Origin of the sequence: Leucobacter chironomi DSM 19883, assembly GCF_000421845.1 — a bacterium.
GTDB lineage: Bacteria > Actinomycetota > Actinomycetes > Actinomycetales > Microbacteriaceae > Leucobacter > Leucobacter chironomi.
In genome coordinates, this window is the sequence record NZ_ATXU01000007.1 from 198,973 (window position 1) to 216,808 (window position 17,836).

A 17,836-nucleotide genomic window follows, 5' to 3' on the forward strand; every position below is an offset into this window, starting at 1 on the left:
CGTGTCCCCGAGGCGCTGGCGCCGGGCTTGACACGGCGATCCCCGGTGCGTAGGTTCATTAGTGAAGTAATGAACCAAAGGGGCGATGCGGATCTTGATCCGCTCGCCGCTCCCATCAGAACGGAGGCGCCAGGTGTTCGATGACACGCGCCCCATCTTCCTGCAGCTCGCCGATCGCATCGCCGACGACGTGCTGCGGGGGGTCTACGCCGAGGAGGAACAGGTGCCCTCCACGAACGAGCTGGCCGCGCACCTGCGCATCAACCCCGCCACGGCGGGCAAGGGCCTCAACCTGCTCGTCGAGCGCGGCGTGCTCTACAAGCGCCGCGGCATCGGCATGTTCGTCGCTCCCGGCGCCAGAGCCCTCATCTCGAACGAGCGCCAGCAGGCGTTCGCGCAGCGATTCATCGTGCCGCTGCTGACGGAGGCCAGCAGTCTCGGCCTCGGGGCGCACGACGTCATCCGCCTCATCGAGCAGCAGCAGTCGGCGCAGCAGCAAGCGGCACCGCAATCGCCCGCCTCTCATCTCCCCGGCCCGCACCAGGCCGTGCCACCCGTCGTCGCCCCGTTCGCGGCGCAGCAAGCGAAGGAAGAACAATGACCGCACCAATCATCGCCACGCGCGGCCTCACCCGCCGCTATCGAGGCACGGTCGCGCTCGAGGACGTGACCCTCGACATCGAGCCCGGCGTGATCACGGGGCTCCTCGGCCGCAACGGCGCGGGCAAGACGACGCTCATGTCGCTCATCACCGCGCAGGATCGGCCGAGCGCCGGCACTGTCAGCGTGAACGGCCGTGATCCCTTCGAGCACGCCGACATCATCGAGCAGATGTGCTTCGTGCGCGACAACCAGCGCTATCCCGATGACTACAAGCTGAAGCACGCGATCCGCGCGGCTGCGATCTTCTACCCGAACTGGTCGCAGGAGGTGGCGGACCGGCTGGTCGAGCTGTTCCGCATCCCGACGAAGCCGATCGTGAAGAAGTTCTCGCGCGGGCAGCTGTCGGCGCTCGGCATCGTGCTGGGTCTCGCCTCGCGGTCGCCCATCACCTTCTTCGACGAGCCCTACCTGGGCCTCGACGCCACGGCGCGCGGCATCTTCTACGACGAGCTGCTGCGCGACTACGCGGCGCACCCGCGCACGATCATCCTCTCGACGCATCTCATCGATGAGATGGATCGCCTGCTCGAGCGCGTGATCGTGCTGGATCAGGGCCGTGTCGTGCGGCACGCCGACGTCGACGAGCTGCGCGGCGGCGCCTATCAGGTGGCGGGCAAGGCGGCTGCGGTCGCCGAGTTCGCCCGGGAGCGTCGGGCGCTGTCGCGCCGCACCATCGGGGGCCTCGGCACGGCCGTCATCGAGGGCGTCCTGGGCGATGCGGATCGGGCGGCGGCCGCCGTCGGCGGTCTCGAGATCACGCCGGTGTCGCTGCAGGACCTCGTCGCCGCCTACGGGCTCGGAGATCTCGCGGAGTCCGCGGGCGCCGCGGATCCCGAACTCGCCACTGTTTCGCCGCTCACCGGAAGGAGCGCATCATGAACCGCATCGTCAAGGTGACCCGGCTGCACTTCAACAAGCTCGGCACCTACACCCTCACCCCGCTCATGATCCTGGCGGTGGTGATGCTGGTCTCGATCATCATCCAGATCGCGATCCAGCGCGGCACCGGCCTCGGCCCCTCGTCGCCCGGCTACGCCGAGAACGCCCGCTGGAATCAGGCGATCGTGTGGTCGCTGCCCGGCTTCCTCATCTACTACGGGGTGCAGGCCATCGCGACGACCTACCCGTTCGGGCTGGCGCTCGGCGTGACGCGCCGCAACTTCATCCTGGGCACCATGCTCGCGAACGCGGTGCAGGCGGCCTATGTGGCGGTGCTGCTGCTGGTACTGCTCGGCCTGGAACTCGCCACGAATCACTGGTTCATGGGTCTCTATGTGCTCGACGTCTATGCGACGGGGTCGGGCAACCCGCTGATCCTGGGGCTCGGCGGATTCCTGGGCACCCTGTTCTGCCTCACGGTCGGCGGCCTCTTCGGCGCGGTGTGGGTGCGGTTCGGGCCGAAGGGTCCGGCGGTCATGGGTCTGGCGCTGGGCCTCGTGCTCGCCCTCATGCTGCTGCTGTTCGCCCCGCGGCTCGGCGAGATCATCGCGGCGACCACCGGGGCGTCGCTCGCGCTGGCCTCGATCGTGGTGATGGCGATCGCGCTGGTGGGCACGTGGTTCGCGATGCGTCGCGCCTCGGTGCGGTAGCGGGCGCGGGAGCCGCGATCCGCCGTCTCGTTCCATGAGGCGGCGGATCGCGGCTCCGCTGCTGCGCTCAGGCGGTGGGCGCGGTGGCGGCGCCGTCGGTGAAGGCGTTCTTCGGCACGAAGCAGAGCAGCGCGGCCGCGACGAGGGCGGTGACGCCGCAGATCGTCCACACGGTGAAGTAGCCGGCGAGGGATCCGGCGGTGCCCTCCGCGGCCGCGCCGGTGGCGCCGTGCATGAGCGCGATGCCGAACGTCGCGGACGCCACCGCGCCGCCCACGGTCTTCACCGAGTTGGTGAGGCCGGTTGCGACGCCCGTCTGCGTGTCGGGGGCGGCCGCGGCGGCAGCCGCCGGGAGCGCCGCCACGAGCGCGCCGGAGCCGGTGCCGGCGATCATCATGTTCACGGTGACCTGGAGATAGCTCTCGTGCAGTGGCAGGAACAGCAGGTATCCGATGCCGACGAGGCAGGCTGCGCCGATGAGGGCGACCCGGGGCGTCGCCCACCGCGCCACCTTCGGGAAGACGAGCGCGCCCGCGATCATCGCCACCAGGTACAGGCCGATGATGAGCGAGGTGGTGAAGCCGCTGGTGCCGAGGCCGTAGCCGTACACTTCGGGGTCGGTGCGCGCGAAGGTCGAGAGCGGGGCCTGGGCGCCCAGCACGCTGACGCCGAAGAGGCCCGCGGTGAGGAACACCGGTGCGAGCGCGGGGGAGCGGAACATGCGCACGTCGATGAGCGGATCCGGATGCCGCAGTTCGACCAGCGCGAACGGCACGATCAGTGCGACGCCCAGCGTGGTGACGAGCCATGCGGCGGGATCGGCGGGGCCGTTCAGGCGCAGCAGGCTGAGGCCGCCGGTGAACGCGATGAGCGCGAGCGAGACCAGCACGAGGCCGGTCAGGTCGAGGCGCCCGCCGGGGCGCAGATCGCTCTCTCGCACACCGAAGGCGACCACGACGAAACAGGCGGCGACGAAGATCGCGGGCACGATCAGCACGATCTGCAGGGGGAGCATGTCGATGAGCTGGCCGCCGAGGAGCGCACCGAGGATCGCCCCGAGTTCGAGGAACGCGACGAGGATGCCGGCGGCGCGCGCGGTGAGCAGCGAGGATCCTTCGCGCCCGCGACTGCGCGCCCAGATGATCGCGATCTCGAGCGGCAGCCACACCACGTAGAAGCCCTGCAGCGCCCAGGCCACGAGGAACACCGCGAAGGAGTCCGTGAACGGCAGCGCGAACGAGGCGATCGCGGTGAGTGCGGTCGACCACAGCAGCATGCGTTTGTGGCCGAACATGTCGCCGAGCTTCGCGAAGGCGGGCACTACGAGCGCCGAGAGCATGAGCTGGGTGCCTTCGAGCCAGTTCACGTCGGCGTCGTGCACGCCGAGGTGCCGGGCGATATCGGTGAGCATCGGCGTGTAGTAGCCCTGCAGGATCCCGCTCGTGAACTCGACGAAGGCGAGGAATCCGACCACGCCCGCGAGCGCGCCCAGCCGCACGCGCGGCTTCGCCGCCGGAGTCGCGGCGGCGGTCCGCCTCGCCGCGGTCACGCCGGCAGCCCTTCGATGAGGCGGCGGTGGAAGAGCTCCCCGCGCGCGAGCTCGGACACCTCGACGCGTTCGTCGACGCCGTGGATCGTGGCGCGCTGCTCGGCGTTCATCATGAGCGGCGCGAAGCGGTAGGTCGCCGGGGCGTAGCGGTGGAAGTAGCGGGAGTCGGTCGCCGCCATCGTCACGTACGGCACCGCGACCGCCTCCGGGTGCGACGCCGAGAGCGCGGCCGCGATCAGCGCGAACTGGGGGCCGTCCGAGGGCGACTCGGGCGACGCGTCGTTGCCTTCGAGCACCTCGACCGAGACAGCGTCGTCGCCGATGCGGCGGCGCAGGCGCTGGGCGGCGCCCTCGACGGTCTCGCCGAGGGCGAGCCGCAGGTTGAGGGTGGCGCTCGCCTCTGAAGGCAGCACGTTGTTCGCGGTGCCGCCGGCGAGGCGCGTCGGGGCGATGGTCGTGCGCACGAGCGCGGCCGCCTCGCCTCCGAGCGCGGCGAACGCGCGCGCGTTCAGCCACGGCCAGGAGGCGAGCAGCCGGTACAGCGGCCGCCCGATGCCGCGTGAGCGCGGTGCGAAGAGGCCGAGCATGCGGGGGATGGCGCGGGGCGCCCGGGCGCGGAACGTGCCGGGCGTGAGCCGGTTCACCGCGCGGGCGACGCGGCCGACCGCGGTGAGCTCGGGCGGCACCGAGGCGTGACCTCCCTCGCCCCGGGCGCTGAGCCGCACGGTGGCGATCCCCTTCTCGCCCACGCCCACCATGGCCGCGGTGCCCGTGACGAAGGGCAGCGGCGCGTCGGTCACGGCGCCGCCCTCGTCGAGCACGATCCAGGGCCGGATGCCTCGTCCGTGCAGGGTGTCCGAGATGGTGCGCGCGGCGGCGCCGAAGGTCTCCTCGTTGCCGCCGAACGAGAGCAGCACGTCTCGCGCCGGCGCGAACCCCGCCGCGAGCAGGTTCTCGACGGCTTCGAGCACCACGAGCAGCGGGCCCTTGTCGTCGAGCGCGCCCCGGCCGTGCACGTAGCCGCCCTCGATACGTCCCTCGAAGGCGGGAAAGCGCCAGTCGTCGCTCGGGTCGACGGGCACGACGTCGTAGTGCGCCATCAGCACCGCGGGATCGGCTGAGCTGTTGCGTCCCGGCCAGCGGAAGAGCAGGCCGAAGTCGGTGATGCGCTCCCGTTCCAAGTGCTCGTGCGTGAGCGGGTAGAGCTCTTCGAGCAGCGCGACGAAGGCTTCGAAGGGCTGCGGGCCGCGCTCATCGAGCTCGGCGGAGACCGTGGGGATGCGGATCATGCGCGAGAGGCGCGTCTCGGCTCCGGGCCGGGGTGCGACATCGACGTTGGCTGCCATGGCGCCAGTCTATGCGCGGCTCGAACCCGGCGTCCGGCCCCGGCCCGGCTCGGTCACGGCCCGCTCTGGCTGCGCCCCGGCCTGGCGCGCGTCTACTTCTCCTCCAGCGCTTCGCGCCACCCCTTCTCCTTCTCGATCCACTCGTTGTCCTGCGGGAAATCCTCCTCGCTGGTGATGCGGCGCACCTCCAGCTGGTTGCCCGGGCCGAGCGGGCAGCGCCGGGCCCACTCGACGGCCTCCTCGCGAGTGGGCACGTCGAGCACCCAGAAGCCGTTGAACTGCGATTCGGTGGTGCCGTAGGCGCCCTCGGTGACGAGCGGGGGATCGGCCGAGAAATCGACGACGGCGCCTTCCTCGGGCGGGGTGAGGCCGTCGCCGCCGGCCAGGATTCCCGCCTCCATGAGCGACTCGTTGTAGCGGCCCATGGCCTCGATGATCTGCTCGAACGGCATCTCCTTCGAAGCCTGCAGCGCTTCGTCGGTGGCCCGCATGATCAGCATGTACCTCATGGTGAACTCCATTCGTTTCGGGTGCTGATTCGACCCTGCCACCGCGGGCCGCGAATGGGAACCATCACGATGCCGCCGCGCACACGAAAAGCGGAGCCCCGGATCGCAGCTGCTCGTGGGAGCAAGCTGCGATCCGGGGCTCCGCTTCGGTGGGAGGGCGGGCTACGCCTTCGCGGGCGCCGGATCCCGGATCTCGTCCTGCGACGGGCCGCCGGGGTGCTCGGCGTCGGTCTCCACGTCGGTGTTGTCGAAGGCCTGGCCCTTGCGGGGGGCGTTGTAGAGGTCGATGTCGAGGATGCCCTCGCGCTTCGCGACGATCGCGGGCACGAGCGCCTGGCCGGCGACGTTCACCGCGGTGCGGCCCATGTCGATGATCGGGTCGACGGCGAGCAGCAGGCCGACGCCTTCAAGGGGAAGACCCAGCGTGGACAGGGTCAGCGTGAGCATCACGGTCGCACCGGTGGTGCCGGCGGTCGCAGCCGAACCCACCACCGAGACGATCACGATGAGCAGGTACTGCACGATGGTGAGTTCGATGCCGAAGAACTGCGCGATGAAGATCGCGGCGACGGCCGGGTAGATCGCGGCGCAGCCGTCCATCTTGGTGGTCGCGCCGAGCGGCACCGCGAAGGAGGCGTAGCCGCGCGGCACGCCGAGGTTGCGCTCGGTGACGCGCTGGGTGAGGGGCAGCGTGCCGATCGACGAGCGGCTCACGAAGCCCAGCTGCACGGCGGGCCACACGCCCGAGAAGTACTGCCTGACCGAGAGGCCGTGCGCCTTCACCAGCACCGGGTAGACCACGAAGAGCACGAGCGCGAGACCGGCGTAGAGCACCACCACGAACCAGGTGAGCGAGCCCATCTTGTCCCAGCCGTACTCGGCGACCGCGTTGCCGATGAGGCCGAGCGTGCCGATGGGGGCGATCCGGATGATCCACCACAGCACCTTCTGGATCACCGCGAGCGCGGATTCGGTGAGCTTGATGAACGGCTCGGCCTTCTCGCCGATCTTGAGCGCTGCGATGCCCACCGCGACCGAGATCACGATCACCTGCAGCACGTTGAAGCTGGCGGATCCGGTGAAGGAGCCCGTCTCGGCGTCGACGCCGCCGTTCACGCCGAGGCCCAGGAAGTTCGAGGGCACGAGGCCGGTGAGGAAGTTCCACCAGGTGCCGACGGCGTAGGGGTCGCCGGTCTCGAGCTCGCTCTGGGAGGCCTGCACGCCGGGCTGGAACACGACGCCGAGCGTGATGCCGATCGTGACCGCGATGAGCGCCGTGATGCCGAACCACAGCAGGGTCTGGCCTGCGAGGCGAGCGGCGTTCGTGACCTGGCGCAGTCCGACGATGCTCGACACGATGGCGGTGAAGATGAGCGGCACGACCGCGGCGCGCAGCAGCGAGACGTAGCTGCCGCCGATGGTGGCGAGCGTGGCGTGCAGGCCGTTCGGGTTGTCTTCGGCGTCGGTCCCGATCGAGCGGGCGATGCCGCCGAGCACGAGGCCGAGGACCAGGGCGGCGAGGATCTGCCACCCGAAGGAGGTCATCCACTTGGGGAGGCGGCGCCGCGTTGCGGTGGCGGTCGTTGGTGTCGACACGACGAGGGGTTCCTTTCGCTGGTGAGCGCGGATCGGAGGTGTGGGCGGATCCGCGCGAAGTGCGTGCGGGCGTGAAGCCCGGGCCGCAGGAGAGTGTAGCAAGCTATTCGCCTGAGTTATTCCAGGTATTGCGAAATGTTGAGTCGCGGGTTGCTGGGAGCGTTCTGCTGCGGGCGGATCGGCGGCGCGGTCGAAGCGCGGCTCGCGGCGCTGCCGACTGCGGTGAGGCCGGGGTATCCTGGCCCTATGGCAGATTCTTCGTTTGACGTGGTGAGCAAGATCGACTCGATGGAGGTCGAGAACGCGGTCAACCAGGCCCGCAAGGAGGTCGAGCAGCGCTACGACTTCAAGGGCGTGGGCGCCGACGTGACCTTCTCGGGCGAGAACATCCAGATCAAGGCCAACACCGAGGAGCGCGCGAATGCCGTGCTCGACGTGCTGCAGTCGAAGTTCATCAAGCGCGGTCTCTCGCTCAAGGCGCTCGACAGCGGTGAGCCCTACGCGAGCGGCAAGGAGTACCGGATCGACTCCAAGCTGAAGGAGGGCATCGATCAGGCCACCGCGAAGAAGCTGAACAAGCTGATCCGCGAGGAGGCCCCGAAGGCCGTCAAGTCGCAGATCCAGGGCGACGAGCTGCGCGTCAGCTCGAAGAGCCGCGACGACCTGCAGGAGACCATCGCGCTCCTCAAGGGCGCCGACGTCGACGTCGCCCTCCAGTTCGTCAACTTCCGCTGAGCATGATCGGCGAGAATCTGCTCGGCCCCGAGCCCACGCACCTGCAGCCCGAGCCGGAGGTCGTCGCGGCGCTCGCTGCCGGCACCGATCCCGAGTCCATTGTGCGCCAGCACCCCGAGTCGCCGCTCGCGTGGGCGCTGCTCGCCGACCGCGCCGACGCGGAGGGCCGCGAAGTCGAGGCCTACGCCTTCGCCCGTGTGGGCTACCACCGCGGGCTCGACGCGCTGCGCAAGTCGGGCTGGCGCGGAGCCGGCCCGGTGCCGTGGGCGCACGAGCCCAACCGCGGCGTGCTGCGAGCCCTCTACGCGCTGCGCCGATCCGCCGCCCGCATCGGCGAGCAGAGCGAGGTCGAACGGCTCACCGAGTTCCTCGACGGCGCCGACCCGCAGGCGATCGCCGCCATCGAGGCCGCCGGCGCCTGAGCCGGCATCGGCGAGGGATTCCGGGCTCCGGCGCCTCCCGGACGGCTCTCCGACCCGGCCGAATCGGCTTCGTCGGAGGCGGCGGGTAGACTGGGCCGGTATCTGCCACAGCTGCAAAGGAAGGGGCTGAGATGCCCGCAGTGCTCATCACCGGTGCCCAGTGGGGCGACGAGGGGAAGGGGCGAGCGACCGACCTGCTCGGCAGCCGCGTCGAGTACGTGGTCAAGTTCAACGGCGGCAACAACGCCGGCCACACTGTTGTGGTGGGCGAAGAGAAGTACGCCCTGCACTTGCTCCCGTCCGGCATTCTGACCCCCGGCGTCGTGCCCGTCATCGGCAACGGCGTGGTGATCGACCTCGGCGTGCTCAAGCAGGAGCTCGACGCCCTCAGCAGCCGCGGCGTCGACGTGTCGCGCCTCAAGGTGAGCGCGAACGCGCACGTCATCACCGCCTACCACCGCACCCTCGACAAGGTCACCGAGCGCTTCCTGGGCAAGCGCCAGATCGGTACGACGGGACGCGGGATCGGCCCGGCCTACGCCGACAAGATCAACCGGGTGGGCATCCGCATCCAGGACCTCTTCGACGAGAGCATCCTGCGCCAGAAGGTCGAAGCGGCGCTCGAGTTCAAGAACCAGGTGCTCGTCAAGATCTACAACCGGCGCGCCATCGAGGCCGACGAGGTGATCGCCGACCTGCTGAGCTTCCGCGAGATGCTCGAGCCGATGGTGTGCGACACCGGTCTGCTGCTGCACGAGGCGATGCAGGACGGCAAGACCGTGCTGTTCGAGGCCGGGCAGGCCACGATGCTCGACATCGACCACGGCACCTACCCGTTCGTCACCTCGTCGAACGCGACCGCAGGCGGTGCGAGCACCGGCTCGGGGCTGCCCCCGCACCAGCTCGACCGCATCATCTCGGTCGTCAAGGCCTACACGACCCGCGTCGGCGCCGGCCCGTTCCCCACCGAGCTCTTCGACGAGTTCGGCGAGCACCTGGCGAGCGTGGGCCACGAGTACGGCACCACCACGGGCCGGGCCCGCCGCTGCGGCTGGTACGACGCGCCCATCGCGCGCTACGCGGCCCGCATCAACGGCGTCACCGACTTCGTGCTCACCAAGCTCGACGTGCTGTCGGGCCTCGAGACGATCCCGGTCTGCGTCGCGTACGACGTGAACGGCGTGCGACACGACGAGATGCCCGTCAACCAGAGCGACTTCCACCACGCGAAGCCGATCTACGAGGAGTTCCCCGGCTGGTCCGAGGACATCACGGGCGCGCGCCGGTTCGAGGATCTGCCGAAGAACGCGCAGGACTACATCCTCGCCCTCGAGGCGATGAGCGGCGCTCGCATCTCCGCGATCGGCGTCGGCCCCGAGCGCGAGCAGGTCGTGGTGCGCCACGATCTGCTCGGCTGAGGGGGCGAGCGTGAGCGATCCGACGCCTGAGCAGCGCCTCACCGCGCTGCGCTCCAGCATCGACAACATCGATGCGGCGCTCGTGCACATGCTCGCGGAACGCTTCCGCTGCACGCAGGAGGTGGGCCGGCTGAAAGCCGACCACGACATGCCGCCGTCGGATCCCTCGCGTGAAGCGCGGCAGATCGAACGCTTGCGGTCGCTCGCGGAGGACGCGCACCTCGACCCCGAGTTCGCCGAGAAGTGGTTCAACTTCGTGGTGGCCGAGGTGATCCGCCACCACACCCGCATCGCGAACGAGTCGGAGTAGCGGACGGGCCGCAGGCCCCGCGCCGGGATCGCGCTTGCGAATCATTCGAACATATGTTCGAATGTGTGCATGAGGTGGAGCGGTCAGCGTGTGGATGCGGCGTCGGAGGCGACGCTGCCGGGGCTCGGCCTCGGCGAGGTCGCCGCGCTGCCCGGCCACCTGCGCACGGTCCGCGCCCCCGAGTTCGCCGGCCTGGTCTTCCACGAGGTGATCGCGAAGAGCGCGCTCAACCGGGTGCCCGCCTCGTCGTCGATGCCCTTCTCCTGGACCATCAACCCCTATCGGGGCTGCTCGCACGCCTGCGTGTACTGCTTCGCGCGGGGATCGCACCGCTACCTCGATCTCGACACGGGCCGCGACTTCGACTCGCAGATCGTGGTGAAGGTCAACATCGCCGAGGTGCTCGGCCGCGAGCTGGGCAGGCCCAGCTGGGCGGGTGAGCACGTGGCGCTCGGCACCAACACCGACCCGTACCAGCGCGCCGAAGGCCGGTACCGGCTCATGCCCGGCATCATCGATGCGCTCGCCCGCAGCGGCACACCGATGTCGATCCTCACCAAGGGCACCCTGCTGCGCCGCGATCTGCCGCAACTCGTCGAGGTCGCGCAGCGGGCGCCCGTCGCGCTGTCCATGTCGATCGCGGTGGCCGATCCCGGGCTGCAGCGCTCGATCGAGCCCGGAGTGCCGTCCGCCCGAGCGAGGCTCGACACGATCGCCGCCGCCCGCGACGCCGGCTTCGCCCCTGACGTCTTCGTCATGCCCGTGCTGCCCCACCTCACCGACTCGACCGAGCAGCTCGGCGCGCTGCTGCGCGACATCCGCGCCGCGGGCGCCCGCTCGGTCATGTACGGCCCGCTGCACCTGCGGTCGCACGTCAAACCGTGGTTCTTCGCCTGGCTCGAGCGCGAGCACCCTGAGCTCCTGCCCGCCTACCACTCGCTCTACCCGGGCAGCGCGAGCCGCGCCCCGCAGGCGTACCGCATGGAGCTGGCGGCGCGGATCCGCCCCATTATCCGGCGCCTCGGCCTGGAATGGGCGGCCCCGCGCGATCCCGGGCACCCGAGGGGCAGTGCGGGGCTCACCCCGGATCACGTCGCGGCGATCACTCCTCCGGGGGCTCCGGCGCCCACGCTCTTCTGAGCCGCTGAGCCGCTGAGCCGCTGAGCCGCTGAGCCGCTGAGCCGCTGAGCCGCTGAGGGTTTGGCATCGCCTCCGCGCTCAGGCGGCCGGTCGCGCCCCTGCGTCTTCTGCGGCCCGCACCGCGACGCGAGCTTCGGAGATCGCGTCGAGCACCCGCAAGCGCAGCGCGTTCCCGCGATCCGCGAAGCCGCGCTGCAGGCGGGCGTACTCCCGTTTGCCCGTCGCGGTCTCGATGGGGATCGCCGCGAGCCGTTCCCCCGAGACGCCGACGAAAGCGCTCACGTCGTACGGCGACGCCCGCATGTCGACCTCGCGAATATCACGCGCGAGTTCGAAGGCGTCGAGCAGCGTCTCGCCCGGCACGATCGGGCCGAGCTTCGCCGCCCACTTGTAGATGTCCATGCCGGCGTGCAGGCAGCCGGACTGTTCCAGCTCGGGCTGCGACTCCCGCGTCGGCTGCAGGGCGTTGAGCGGCGCGGCCGCGGGCGTGAAGAAGCGGAACGCGTCGAAGTGGGTGCAGCCGATGGGGTGGCTCTCCACGACGAGATCGGTGGCCTCGTGACCGATGCGCAGCGGCAGCGCCGTGTGCCGCAACTGCTCGGGGGTCATGCGGTAGACCATCGCCCACTCGTGCAGGCCGAAGCAGCCGAAGCGCGGCGCCCGGTCGAGCGTCTGGCGCAGCAGCGTCTCGACGTAGTCGACCGTGCCCCCGCGCTTCGCGAAGAAGCCGGCCACGTCGACGGTCGCATCCGCATCAGCTGAGGCTGCAGCGGGGACAGGGTCGGGCCGGCGCACGGGCGCGTAGTGCCTCCACGATCCGCGATCCCGAGCTGCGCCCTCGAGCACCACTCCGGCCCCCGGATGCCACCTGCGCAGCTCCGAGGGCTTCACCGAGTAGTAGGTCCACAGGAAGTCCTCGACCGGATGCCGTTCGCCGCGGAGCCTCCGCTCGCGATGCGCCGCGGTGAGCGCATCCGCGCGCAGTCGATGGGCGATCTCGCGGGATCGCCACTCCTCCCGACGCAGCATCAGTGCTCCATGCCCCGCAGCCTGTCGATCTCGCGGCGCTCGCGCTTCGTGGGCCTGCCCGCGCCGCGGTCGCGCAGCACCGGTGCCGGGCGCTCCACGCGGGGCGGAGGCGGCGGGGTCAGATCCTCGAAGTAGCGGGCCGCATCGGCGGCACTGCCGCGACGCGACGCGAGCCCCGTCACGCGGTAGACGCGGTCGAAGCCGTGCAATCGCACCCGTACCTCGTCGCCCACACGCACCGGCTGCGCGGCCTTCGCCGGCTGGTCGTTCACGCGCACGTGCCCGGCCCGGCACGCCGCCGTGGCCTGACTGCGGGTCTTCGAGAGCCGAACGGCCCACACCCAGCTGTCGAGTCGCACCGAATCCATGCAGATCAGGCTACCCGCCCTCGCTTCATGCCGGGCGAGGGGATCGGGCAGGATGGGAGGATGAGCGCCGAGTACGAGACCATCGCCGCGCCGGTCGAGGCCGAGCTCGAGATCTCGCGCTCCCGTTTCCTGACGCGGCTCGAGCGGGTCGAGACCGAGGAGCAGGCGCGCGAGGCGATCGCCCGGGTGCGGTCCGATCACCCGCGGGCCAGACACCACTGTTCGGCGTTCGTGCTCGGCCCGGACGGCCGGGTGCAGCGCTCCAACGACGACGGCGAGCCGAGCGGCACCGCCGGGGCCCCGATGCTCGACGCGCTCGTCTCGGCGGGGCTCAGCGACGTCGTGGCGGTCGTCACCCGGTACTTCGGGGGCGTGCTGCTCGGCGCCGGCGGCCTCACGCGTGCCTACCGCGCCGCGGTCGCGGAGGCGGTGCTGCGATCCGAGCGCGTGCGCCGCGGACTGCGCCGCGAGGTGGTGGTGACGAGCGGCTACGAGCTGGCGCCGCTGATCGAGGCGGAGGCGCGGAGGCGCGGCTACGGCGTCGGCGCCGCCGACTACAGCGATCGAGTGGCGCAGTGTTATCTCGTGGCCGAGGCCGAGCTCGCCGCTCTCGCCGGCGTCGCCGCCGAGATCAGTGCGGGAACTGCCGAGGTGCGGCCGGGCGACGCGGCGTACGTCGATCTGCCGGGCTGAATCGCACCTGTTCGGGGCGCGGTTGATTCGTTCCCCTCGGAGGGGCAACACCGAGGGGAACGAAGATGCCCCCGGCGACCTGGGGGACAGGACCGGGGGCTCAACCCCTCCCGCGGAGATGGACACCGGTGGGAGAGAATGACGTCTTCCCGGGGGGAACTGGGTTGAGCGCCAGTATTGATACTAAAAGCGTAGTTTTCACACAGGTGGGAAAAGCATCGAACTTCACCCGACCTTTCACCCGCGGGTGGGGTGCAGGGTGGAAAAGGGTGAAATCTCCGCGCGTAGAGCATCGGCCGCCCGCAGTTCCCCGTCGGAGGCCCGCGATAGCCTGTGGGGGTGAACTTCTGGTCAGAGATCGTCGGTCAGGCCGACGCGGTGCGAGCGCTCCAGCACGCTTCCGATCCCGCAGCCGCCGCACCCCCCGCGCACGCGTGGCTCATCACGGGCCCGCCGGGATCCGGCCGCTCCAACCTCGCCTTCCGCTTCGCCGCCGCACTCATCGCGCGCACCGAGGCCGACCGGCAGAGCGTGTTCGAGCAGGTGCGCGCCCGCACGCATCCCGATCTCGGGGTGCTCACCACGCAGAAGCTGCTCATCGACATCAAGGCCGCGCGTGAGATCGTCACGACGGCGCACTACGCGCCCGCCGAGGGGCGGTTCAGGGTCATCGTCATCGAAGACGCCGACCGCATGCCCGAGCGCACCTCCAACGTGCTGCTGAAGGCCCTCGAGGAGCCGCCGGAGCGCACCATCTGGGTGCTCTGCGCGCCCAGCGAGGCCGATCTGCTGCCCACGATCCGGTCGCGCACGCGATCGTTGCGCCTCGTCACCCCCAGCCCTGACGACATCGCGAGACTGCTCCACGAACGAGACGGCATCGACGCCGCCGCAGCGGAGCGCGCGGCCCGCCTCGCCCAGAGCCACATCGGCATGGCGCGGAGGCTCGCGAGCGATCCCGAGGCGATGGCGCGCCGCGAGCGCTCCATCGAGGTGGCGCTCTCGATCGGCACGCTCGGCGACGCCATGCGCGCCGCCGCGTCGCTCGTGAAGGTGGCCGAGGCCGACGCCGCTGCGCTCACCGAGCAACTCGACGCGCGCGAACGCGACGAGGCCCTGCGCAGCCTGGGCCTCGCGCCCGGAGCGGCGATCCCGCCCCAGATGCGGGCGCAGGTGCGCGCGCTCGAAGAAGACCAGAAGCGCCGCGCGACCCGCAGCCTGCGCGACGGCATCGACCGCATCCTCACCGACCTGCTGTCGCTCTACCGCGACGTGCTGCTCGCAGCCCTCGGCGCAGAGCCCGATCTCATCAACCGAGAGCAGGCGGCGCGCATCGCCGACCTCGCCGAACGGTGGTCGCCGGCGCGGGCACTCGCGATGGTCACCGCCGTCGAGACCGCGCGGCAGCGCCTCTCGCGCGGCATCACGCCCGGGCTCGTGCTCGAAGCGCTGTTCGCGGCGATCATCACGCCGGTGCCGGGCGACGCGTCGGTCGCGATCACGGCAGGAGCCAGGGCATGAGCGCCGGCACCGCCGCACGGCGGGTTCCGAGCCGGGCAGCCCGCCGGACGACGGGCCGCGCGGCGGCCGCGGCGATCCTCTCGGCCTCCCTGCTGCTCACGGGCTGCACGCCGCTGCTGTCGATCCTCGGCGGGGGCGGATCGCCGGCGGTCGAGCTGCCCGAGCGTCCGACGGGCGGTATCGAGGGCTTCGCCGCTCAGCAGCCTGCCTGGTCGTCCTGCGGCGACGGGATGCAGTGCGCCGACGTGTACGCTCCGCTCGACTGGAGCGACCCCGATGGCGAACCGATCACGCTGCGCCTCGTGAAGCACCCCGCCACCGGCGACGACCGTCTCGGCACCCTGTTCGTGAACCCGGGCGGCCCGGGCGCCTCGGGTGCCGAGTACGTGGCCGAGAGCATCGACTACGCGGTGCCGGCCGAGGTGCAGCGCGCCTACGATGTGATCGGCTGGGATCCGCGGGGAGTGGGTCAGTCGACGCAGGTGCGCTGCTTCGACGCCGCCGGCATGGACGACTTCCTGTTCGGAATCGAGTCGGGGGCGCAGCCGCAGCGCGGCGACGACGCCTGGATCGACGCGGCCCTCGAAGAGTCGCGCGTCTTCGGCGAAGCCTGCGAGGAGGGCACCGGCGAGCTCATCGGCCATGTGAGCACAGCAGACACGGTGCGAGATCTCGACATGCTGCGGGCCATCGTCGGCGACGAGCAGCTGCACTACCTCGGCTTCTCGTACGGCACCTACATCGGTGCCCGCTACGCCGACGCCTACCCCGAGCGCGTGGGGCGCCTCGTGCTCGACGGGGCGATGGACCCCACCGCGTCCCTCGCCGACGTGGTGCGGGAGCAGACCCGCGGCTTCGAGCTCGCCCTGCGGGCCTACCTCGCCGACTGCCTGCAGCGCAAGGACTGCCCGTTCACCGGCAGCGCCGACGACGCGATGGACCGCATCGGAGCACTCCTCGACAGGGTCGACGCGAAGCCTCTGCAGGGGGCCGACGGCCGAATGGTCGGCGCGAACACCATGCTCACCGCGATCATCACGCCCCTGTACTCGCAAGGGAACTGGGGCTACCTCGACCAGCTCTTCACCACGGCAGAGCAGGGCGACGCCGAGGTGGCGCTCTCGCTCGCCGACTTCTACTACGATCGCGTCGGCGGCGAGTACGCGAGCAACTCGACCGAGGCGTTCTCCGCGATCAACTGCCTCGACTACCCGGCGGGAGAGCTGGACCGGGATCGCATGCGAGCCGAGGCCGCCGAGCTCGACCGCATCGCGCCGACGATCGGCCGCTTCCAGGGCTTCGGCGACGTGTCGTGCGCCGGATGGCCGGTGAGCGGGGTGTCCGAACGGCTGCCGGTGAAGGCCGCCGGAGCCGCTCCGATCCTCGTGGTCGGCACCACCGGCGACCCGGCGACCCCGTACCGCTGGGCCGAGGCGCTCGCGGATCAGCTCGAGAGCGGCGTGCTCGTCACCTACCGCGGCGAGGGCCACACCGCCTACGGCGAGAGCGCCTGCGTGCGCGACGTGGTCGACGCGTACCTGCTCAAGGGAGTCGTCACCGCGCAGGATCCGCTCTGCTCGTAGCCGCCGAGGCTTGGCGGGGGTGAGCGCCGCGCGACTCGAATCGGGCTGTCCGCTTGTGGTAAAGTAGGCGCTTGTGTGCGGGACCAGTTCCGCACCAGGCCGCCTTAGCTCAGGGGTAGAGCAGTTCCCTCGTAAAGAACAGGTCGTCGGTTCAAATCCGACAGGCGGCTCTCCTGGCCCTCGTCATCCATGACGGGGGCCATTCCTGTTTCTAGCCACTCGACAGGCACGGAGCAAGCGTTAGCCCACGCGCGCAGGTAGATGGGGCGCGGAGTGCGCCGCCCTGCTTCCCAGTGGACGATTGACGCCTGAGACGCGCCAATCAACTCGCCAAGCTCAATCTGTCCGAGCCCTGCCTCATCGCGTGACTTGCGTAGTCGATCAGCGAGGGTCCACTGGGGGACACGGAGCCTGGTTCGTTCTGCTGTCGCTGTAGGTGTCATGTGGAACATTCTAGCGACAAGTTCGCAAAACTGTACATCGGCGGCGTGTCGAATGACACCCGTGTAATTCTCGTGCATAGTGTTCAGCTATGCAAACAAGTTCAGTTTTAACGACACGCGAGTTGGCTCAGCGACGCGGCGTCACGCGCCAGCATATCGCCAGGCTCGTGCGCGACGGCAAGCTGACACCCGCGACCACACTCTCGAATGGCGCGTACCTCTTCACCGAGGATCAGGCCAACGCTGAGACGGGTGAGTCGTGAGCGTCGAATCGCTCGCGCTCGCCCTGCACCACTCGCGAGCTAAGGGCAGCGCCAAGCTCGTGCTGATCGGGATCGCGAACCATGACGGCGACGGCGGCAGCTACCCGGCCACCGCCACCCTCGCGAAGTACGCCGGTTTCGAGGGCTGGGACGCCGAGCCTGAGGACGACACCCCCGAAGCTAAGAAGGCCGCTAAGAAGCGCCGTGAGAACGCCAAGAAGGCCGCACGCGAAGCCGTGCGAAAGCTCGAAGCGCTCGGCGAGGTCGAGGTCATCACGAACGGCGGCGTGCAGGGCAAACCCGAGCACGAGCGCACCAACCTCTATCGCATTCTGCTCGTCTGCCCGCCCGAGTGCGACCGCTCTGCACAGCATCGCCTTGTGGATAACTCCGAATCAGACCCCCGGGGCCACAGCCCCGCCCCGGGGCCACAGCCCCGTACCCCCCGGGGCCACAGCCCCGCCGAACCGTCCCTTAACCATCCACCTGTGGGGAACTCTGTAGCTACACCCCGGGAGTCGCGCGGGGACGACCGCGAAACCGACTCCGCCGATGTGGTGGATGAGTACGCGGCCTGGTCGCCCGGCCAGAAGATCGCCGAGGCCGCACGCCGAGCCGCCGAGGCCGAGGGCAAGCACCAGCCGATCAAGCGCCCGGAC

Annotated in this window: 19 protein-coding genes, 1 tRNA gene and 1 pseudogene; 14 read left to right on the top strand and 7 right to left on the bottom strand. The window is 70.3% G+C overall.

All coding sequences use genetic code 11. The features are described from left to right. Nucleotides 1-133: 133 nt before the first annotated feature. The 3 genes from H629_RS0109680 to H629_RS0109690 are packed head-to-tail and all read left to right on the top strand — an operon-like array spanning nucleotide 134 to nucleotide 2,252. A complete protein-coding gene (locus H629_RS0109680; RefSeq protein ID WP_024357068.1) occupies nucleotides 134-601 on the top strand; it encodes a GntR family transcriptional regulator in 468 nt (155 codons plus the stop codon). Continuing rightward, the gene (locus H629_RS0109685; RefSeq protein ID WP_024357069.1) at nucleotides 598-1,542 is read left to right on the top strand and encodes an ABC transporter ATP-binding protein; all 945 of its coding nucleotides are present in this window, start codon (nucleotides 598-600) and stop codon (nucleotides 1,540-1,542) included. The genes H629_RS0109680 and H629_RS0109685 overlap by 4 nt, the downstream gene beginning before the upstream one ends. After that, entirely contained in the window at nucleotides 1,539-2,252 is a 714-nt protein-coding gene (locus H629_RS0109690; RefSeq protein WP_024357070.1) for a hypothetical protein, read from the top strand. Before H629_RS0109685 ends, H629_RS0109690 begins: the two co-directional genes overlap by 4 nt. Before the next feature lie 67 nt (nucleotides 2,253-2,319). Here the strand turns inward: H629_RS0109690 and H629_RS0109695 are convergent, their stop codons facing one another. From H629_RS0109695 to H629_RS0109710, 4 genes are all read right to left on the bottom strand, one after another. After that, nucleotides 2,320-3,801, bottom strand: coding sequence for an MFS transporter (locus H629_RS0109695; protein ID WP_024357071.1), 1,482 nt, complete (start codon nucleotides 3,799-3,801; stop codon nucleotides 2,320-2,322). Further along, the gene (locus tag H629_RS0109700) at nucleotides 3,798-5,147 is read right to left on the bottom strand and encodes a M20/M25/M40 family metallo-hydrolase (RefSeq protein WP_024357072.1); all 1,350 of its coding nucleotides are present in this window, start codon (nucleotides 5,145-5,147) and stop codon (nucleotides 3,798-3,800) included. Before H629_RS0109700 ends, H629_RS0109695 begins: the two co-directional genes overlap by 4 nt. 92 nt (nucleotides 5,148-5,239) lie before the next feature. Then, complete coding sequence (locus H629_RS0109705) at nucleotides 5,240-5,656, bottom strand: YciI family protein (protein ID WP_024357073.1); 417 nt, start codon at nucleotides 5,654-5,656, stop codon at nucleotides 5,240-5,242. A 162-nt stretch (nucleotides 5,657-5,818) separates the two neighbouring features. Further along, a complete protein-coding gene (locus tag H629_RS0109710; RefSeq protein ID WP_024357074.1) occupies nucleotides 5,819-7,201 on the bottom strand; it encodes a dicarboxylate/amino acid:cation symporter in 1,383 nt (460 codons plus the stop codon). Nucleotides 7,202-7,498: 297 nt separating this feature from the next. Between H629_RS0109710 and H629_RS0109715 the strand changes: the two genes are divergently transcribed. The 5 genes from H629_RS0109715 (at nucleotide 7,499) to H629_RS0109735 (ending at nucleotide 11,277) form a co-directional block, all read left to right on the top strand. Next, complete coding sequence (locus H629_RS0109715; protein ID WP_024357075.1) at nucleotides 7,499-7,987, top strand: YajQ family cyclic di-GMP-binding protein; 489 nt, start codon at nucleotides 7,499-7,501, stop codon at nucleotides 7,985-7,987. Nucleotides 7,988-7,989: 2 nt separating this feature from the next. Then, nucleotides 7,990-8,409 carry a DUF3151 domain-containing protein gene (locus H629_RS0109720; RefSeq protein ID WP_024357076.1) on the top strand — a complete coding sequence of 140 codons (420 nt, stop codon included), beginning with the start codon at nucleotides 7,990-7,992 and terminating at the stop codon, nucleotides 8,407-8,409. Between the two features lie 131 nt (nucleotides 8,410-8,540). Beyond that, a complete protein-coding gene (locus H629_RS0109725; RefSeq protein ID WP_024357077.1) occupies nucleotides 8,541-9,827 on the top strand; it encodes an adenylosuccinate synthase in 1,287 nt (428 codons plus the stop codon). A 10-nt stretch (nucleotides 9,828-9,837) separates the two neighbouring features. Continuing rightward, nucleotides 9,838-10,137, top strand: a complete 300-nt coding sequence (locus H629_RS0109730; RefSeq protein ID WP_024357078.1) for a chorismate mutase — start codon at nucleotides 9,838-9,840, stop codon at nucleotides 10,135-10,137. A 69-nt stretch (nucleotides 10,138-10,206) separates the two neighbouring features. Beyond that, complete coding sequence (locus tag H629_RS0109735) at nucleotides 10,207-11,277, top strand: Rv2578c family radical SAM protein (RefSeq protein WP_024357079.1); 1,071 nt, start codon at nucleotides 10,207-10,209, stop codon at nucleotides 11,275-11,277. A gap of 78 nt (nucleotides 11,278-11,355) precedes the next feature. Here H629_RS0109735 and H629_RS0109740 read toward each other — a convergent pair whose 3' ends face one another. Then, on the bottom strand, nucleotides 11,356-12,306 hold the full coding sequence (locus H629_RS0109740) for a hypothetical protein (RefSeq protein ID WP_024357080.1): 951 nt from the start codon (nucleotides 12,304-12,306) through the stop codon (nucleotides 11,356-11,358). Then, nucleotides 12,306-12,674 carry an RNA-binding S4 domain-containing protein gene (locus H629_RS0109745; protein ID WP_024357081.1) on the bottom strand — a complete coding sequence of 123 codons (369 nt, stop codon included), beginning with the start codon at nucleotides 12,672-12,674 and terminating at the stop codon, nucleotides 12,306-12,308. The genes H629_RS0109740 and H629_RS0109745 overlap by 1 nt, the downstream gene beginning before the upstream one ends. Nucleotides 12,675-12,734: 60 nt before the next feature. Here H629_RS0109745 and H629_RS0109750 point away from each other — a divergent pair, with 60 nt between their 5' ends. The 4 genes from H629_RS0109750 (at nucleotide 12,735) to H629_RS0109765 (ending at nucleotide 16,641) form a co-directional block, all read left to right on the top strand. Beyond that, nucleotides 12,735-13,367 (top strand): YigZ family protein, encoded by a 633-nt coding sequence (locus tag H629_RS0109750; protein WP_024357082.1) that lies wholly within the window; start codon nucleotides 12,735-12,737, stop codon nucleotides 13,365-13,367. Nucleotides 13,368-13,706: 339 nt separating this feature from the next. Continuing rightward, nucleotides 13,707-14,888, top strand: coding sequence for a DNA polymerase III subunit delta' (locus H629_RS0109755; RefSeq protein WP_024357083.1), 1,182 nt, complete (start codon nucleotides 13,707-13,709; stop codon nucleotides 14,886-14,888). Further along, nucleotides 14,885-16,471, top strand: a complete 1,587-nt coding sequence (locus tag H629_RS0109760; protein ID WP_024357084.1) for an alpha/beta hydrolase — start codon at nucleotides 14,885-14,887, stop codon at nucleotides 16,469-16,471. Before H629_RS0109755 ends, H629_RS0109760 begins: the two co-directional genes overlap by 4 nt. A gap of 98 nt (nucleotides 16,472-16,569) precedes the next feature. After that, nucleotides 16,570-16,641, top strand: a tRNA-Thr gene (locus H629_RS0109765). Nucleotides 16,642-16,695: 54 nt separating this feature from the next. On the opposite strand, the pseudogene H629_RS15790 reads toward H629_RS0109765, so the two are convergent. After that, nucleotides 16,696-16,992, bottom strand: a pseudogene (locus H629_RS15790) (helix-turn-helix domain-containing protein); the annotation flags it as partial. 11 nt (nucleotides 16,993-17,003) lie between these two features. On the opposite strand from H629_RS15790, the gene H629_RS15220 reads away from it, so the two are divergent. Further along, nucleotides 17,004-17,177: a helix-turn-helix transcriptional regulator gene (locus tag H629_RS15220; protein WP_152485692.1), complete on the top strand. Its 174-nt coding sequence runs from the start codon at nucleotides 17,004-17,006 to the stop codon at nucleotides 17,175-17,177. Next, on the top strand, nucleotides 17,174-17,836 hold a 663-nt coding region (locus H629_RS0109780; RefSeq protein ID WP_024357085.1), incomplete at its 3' end, for a hypothetical protein. The genes H629_RS15220 and H629_RS0109780, both read left to right, overlap by 4 nt.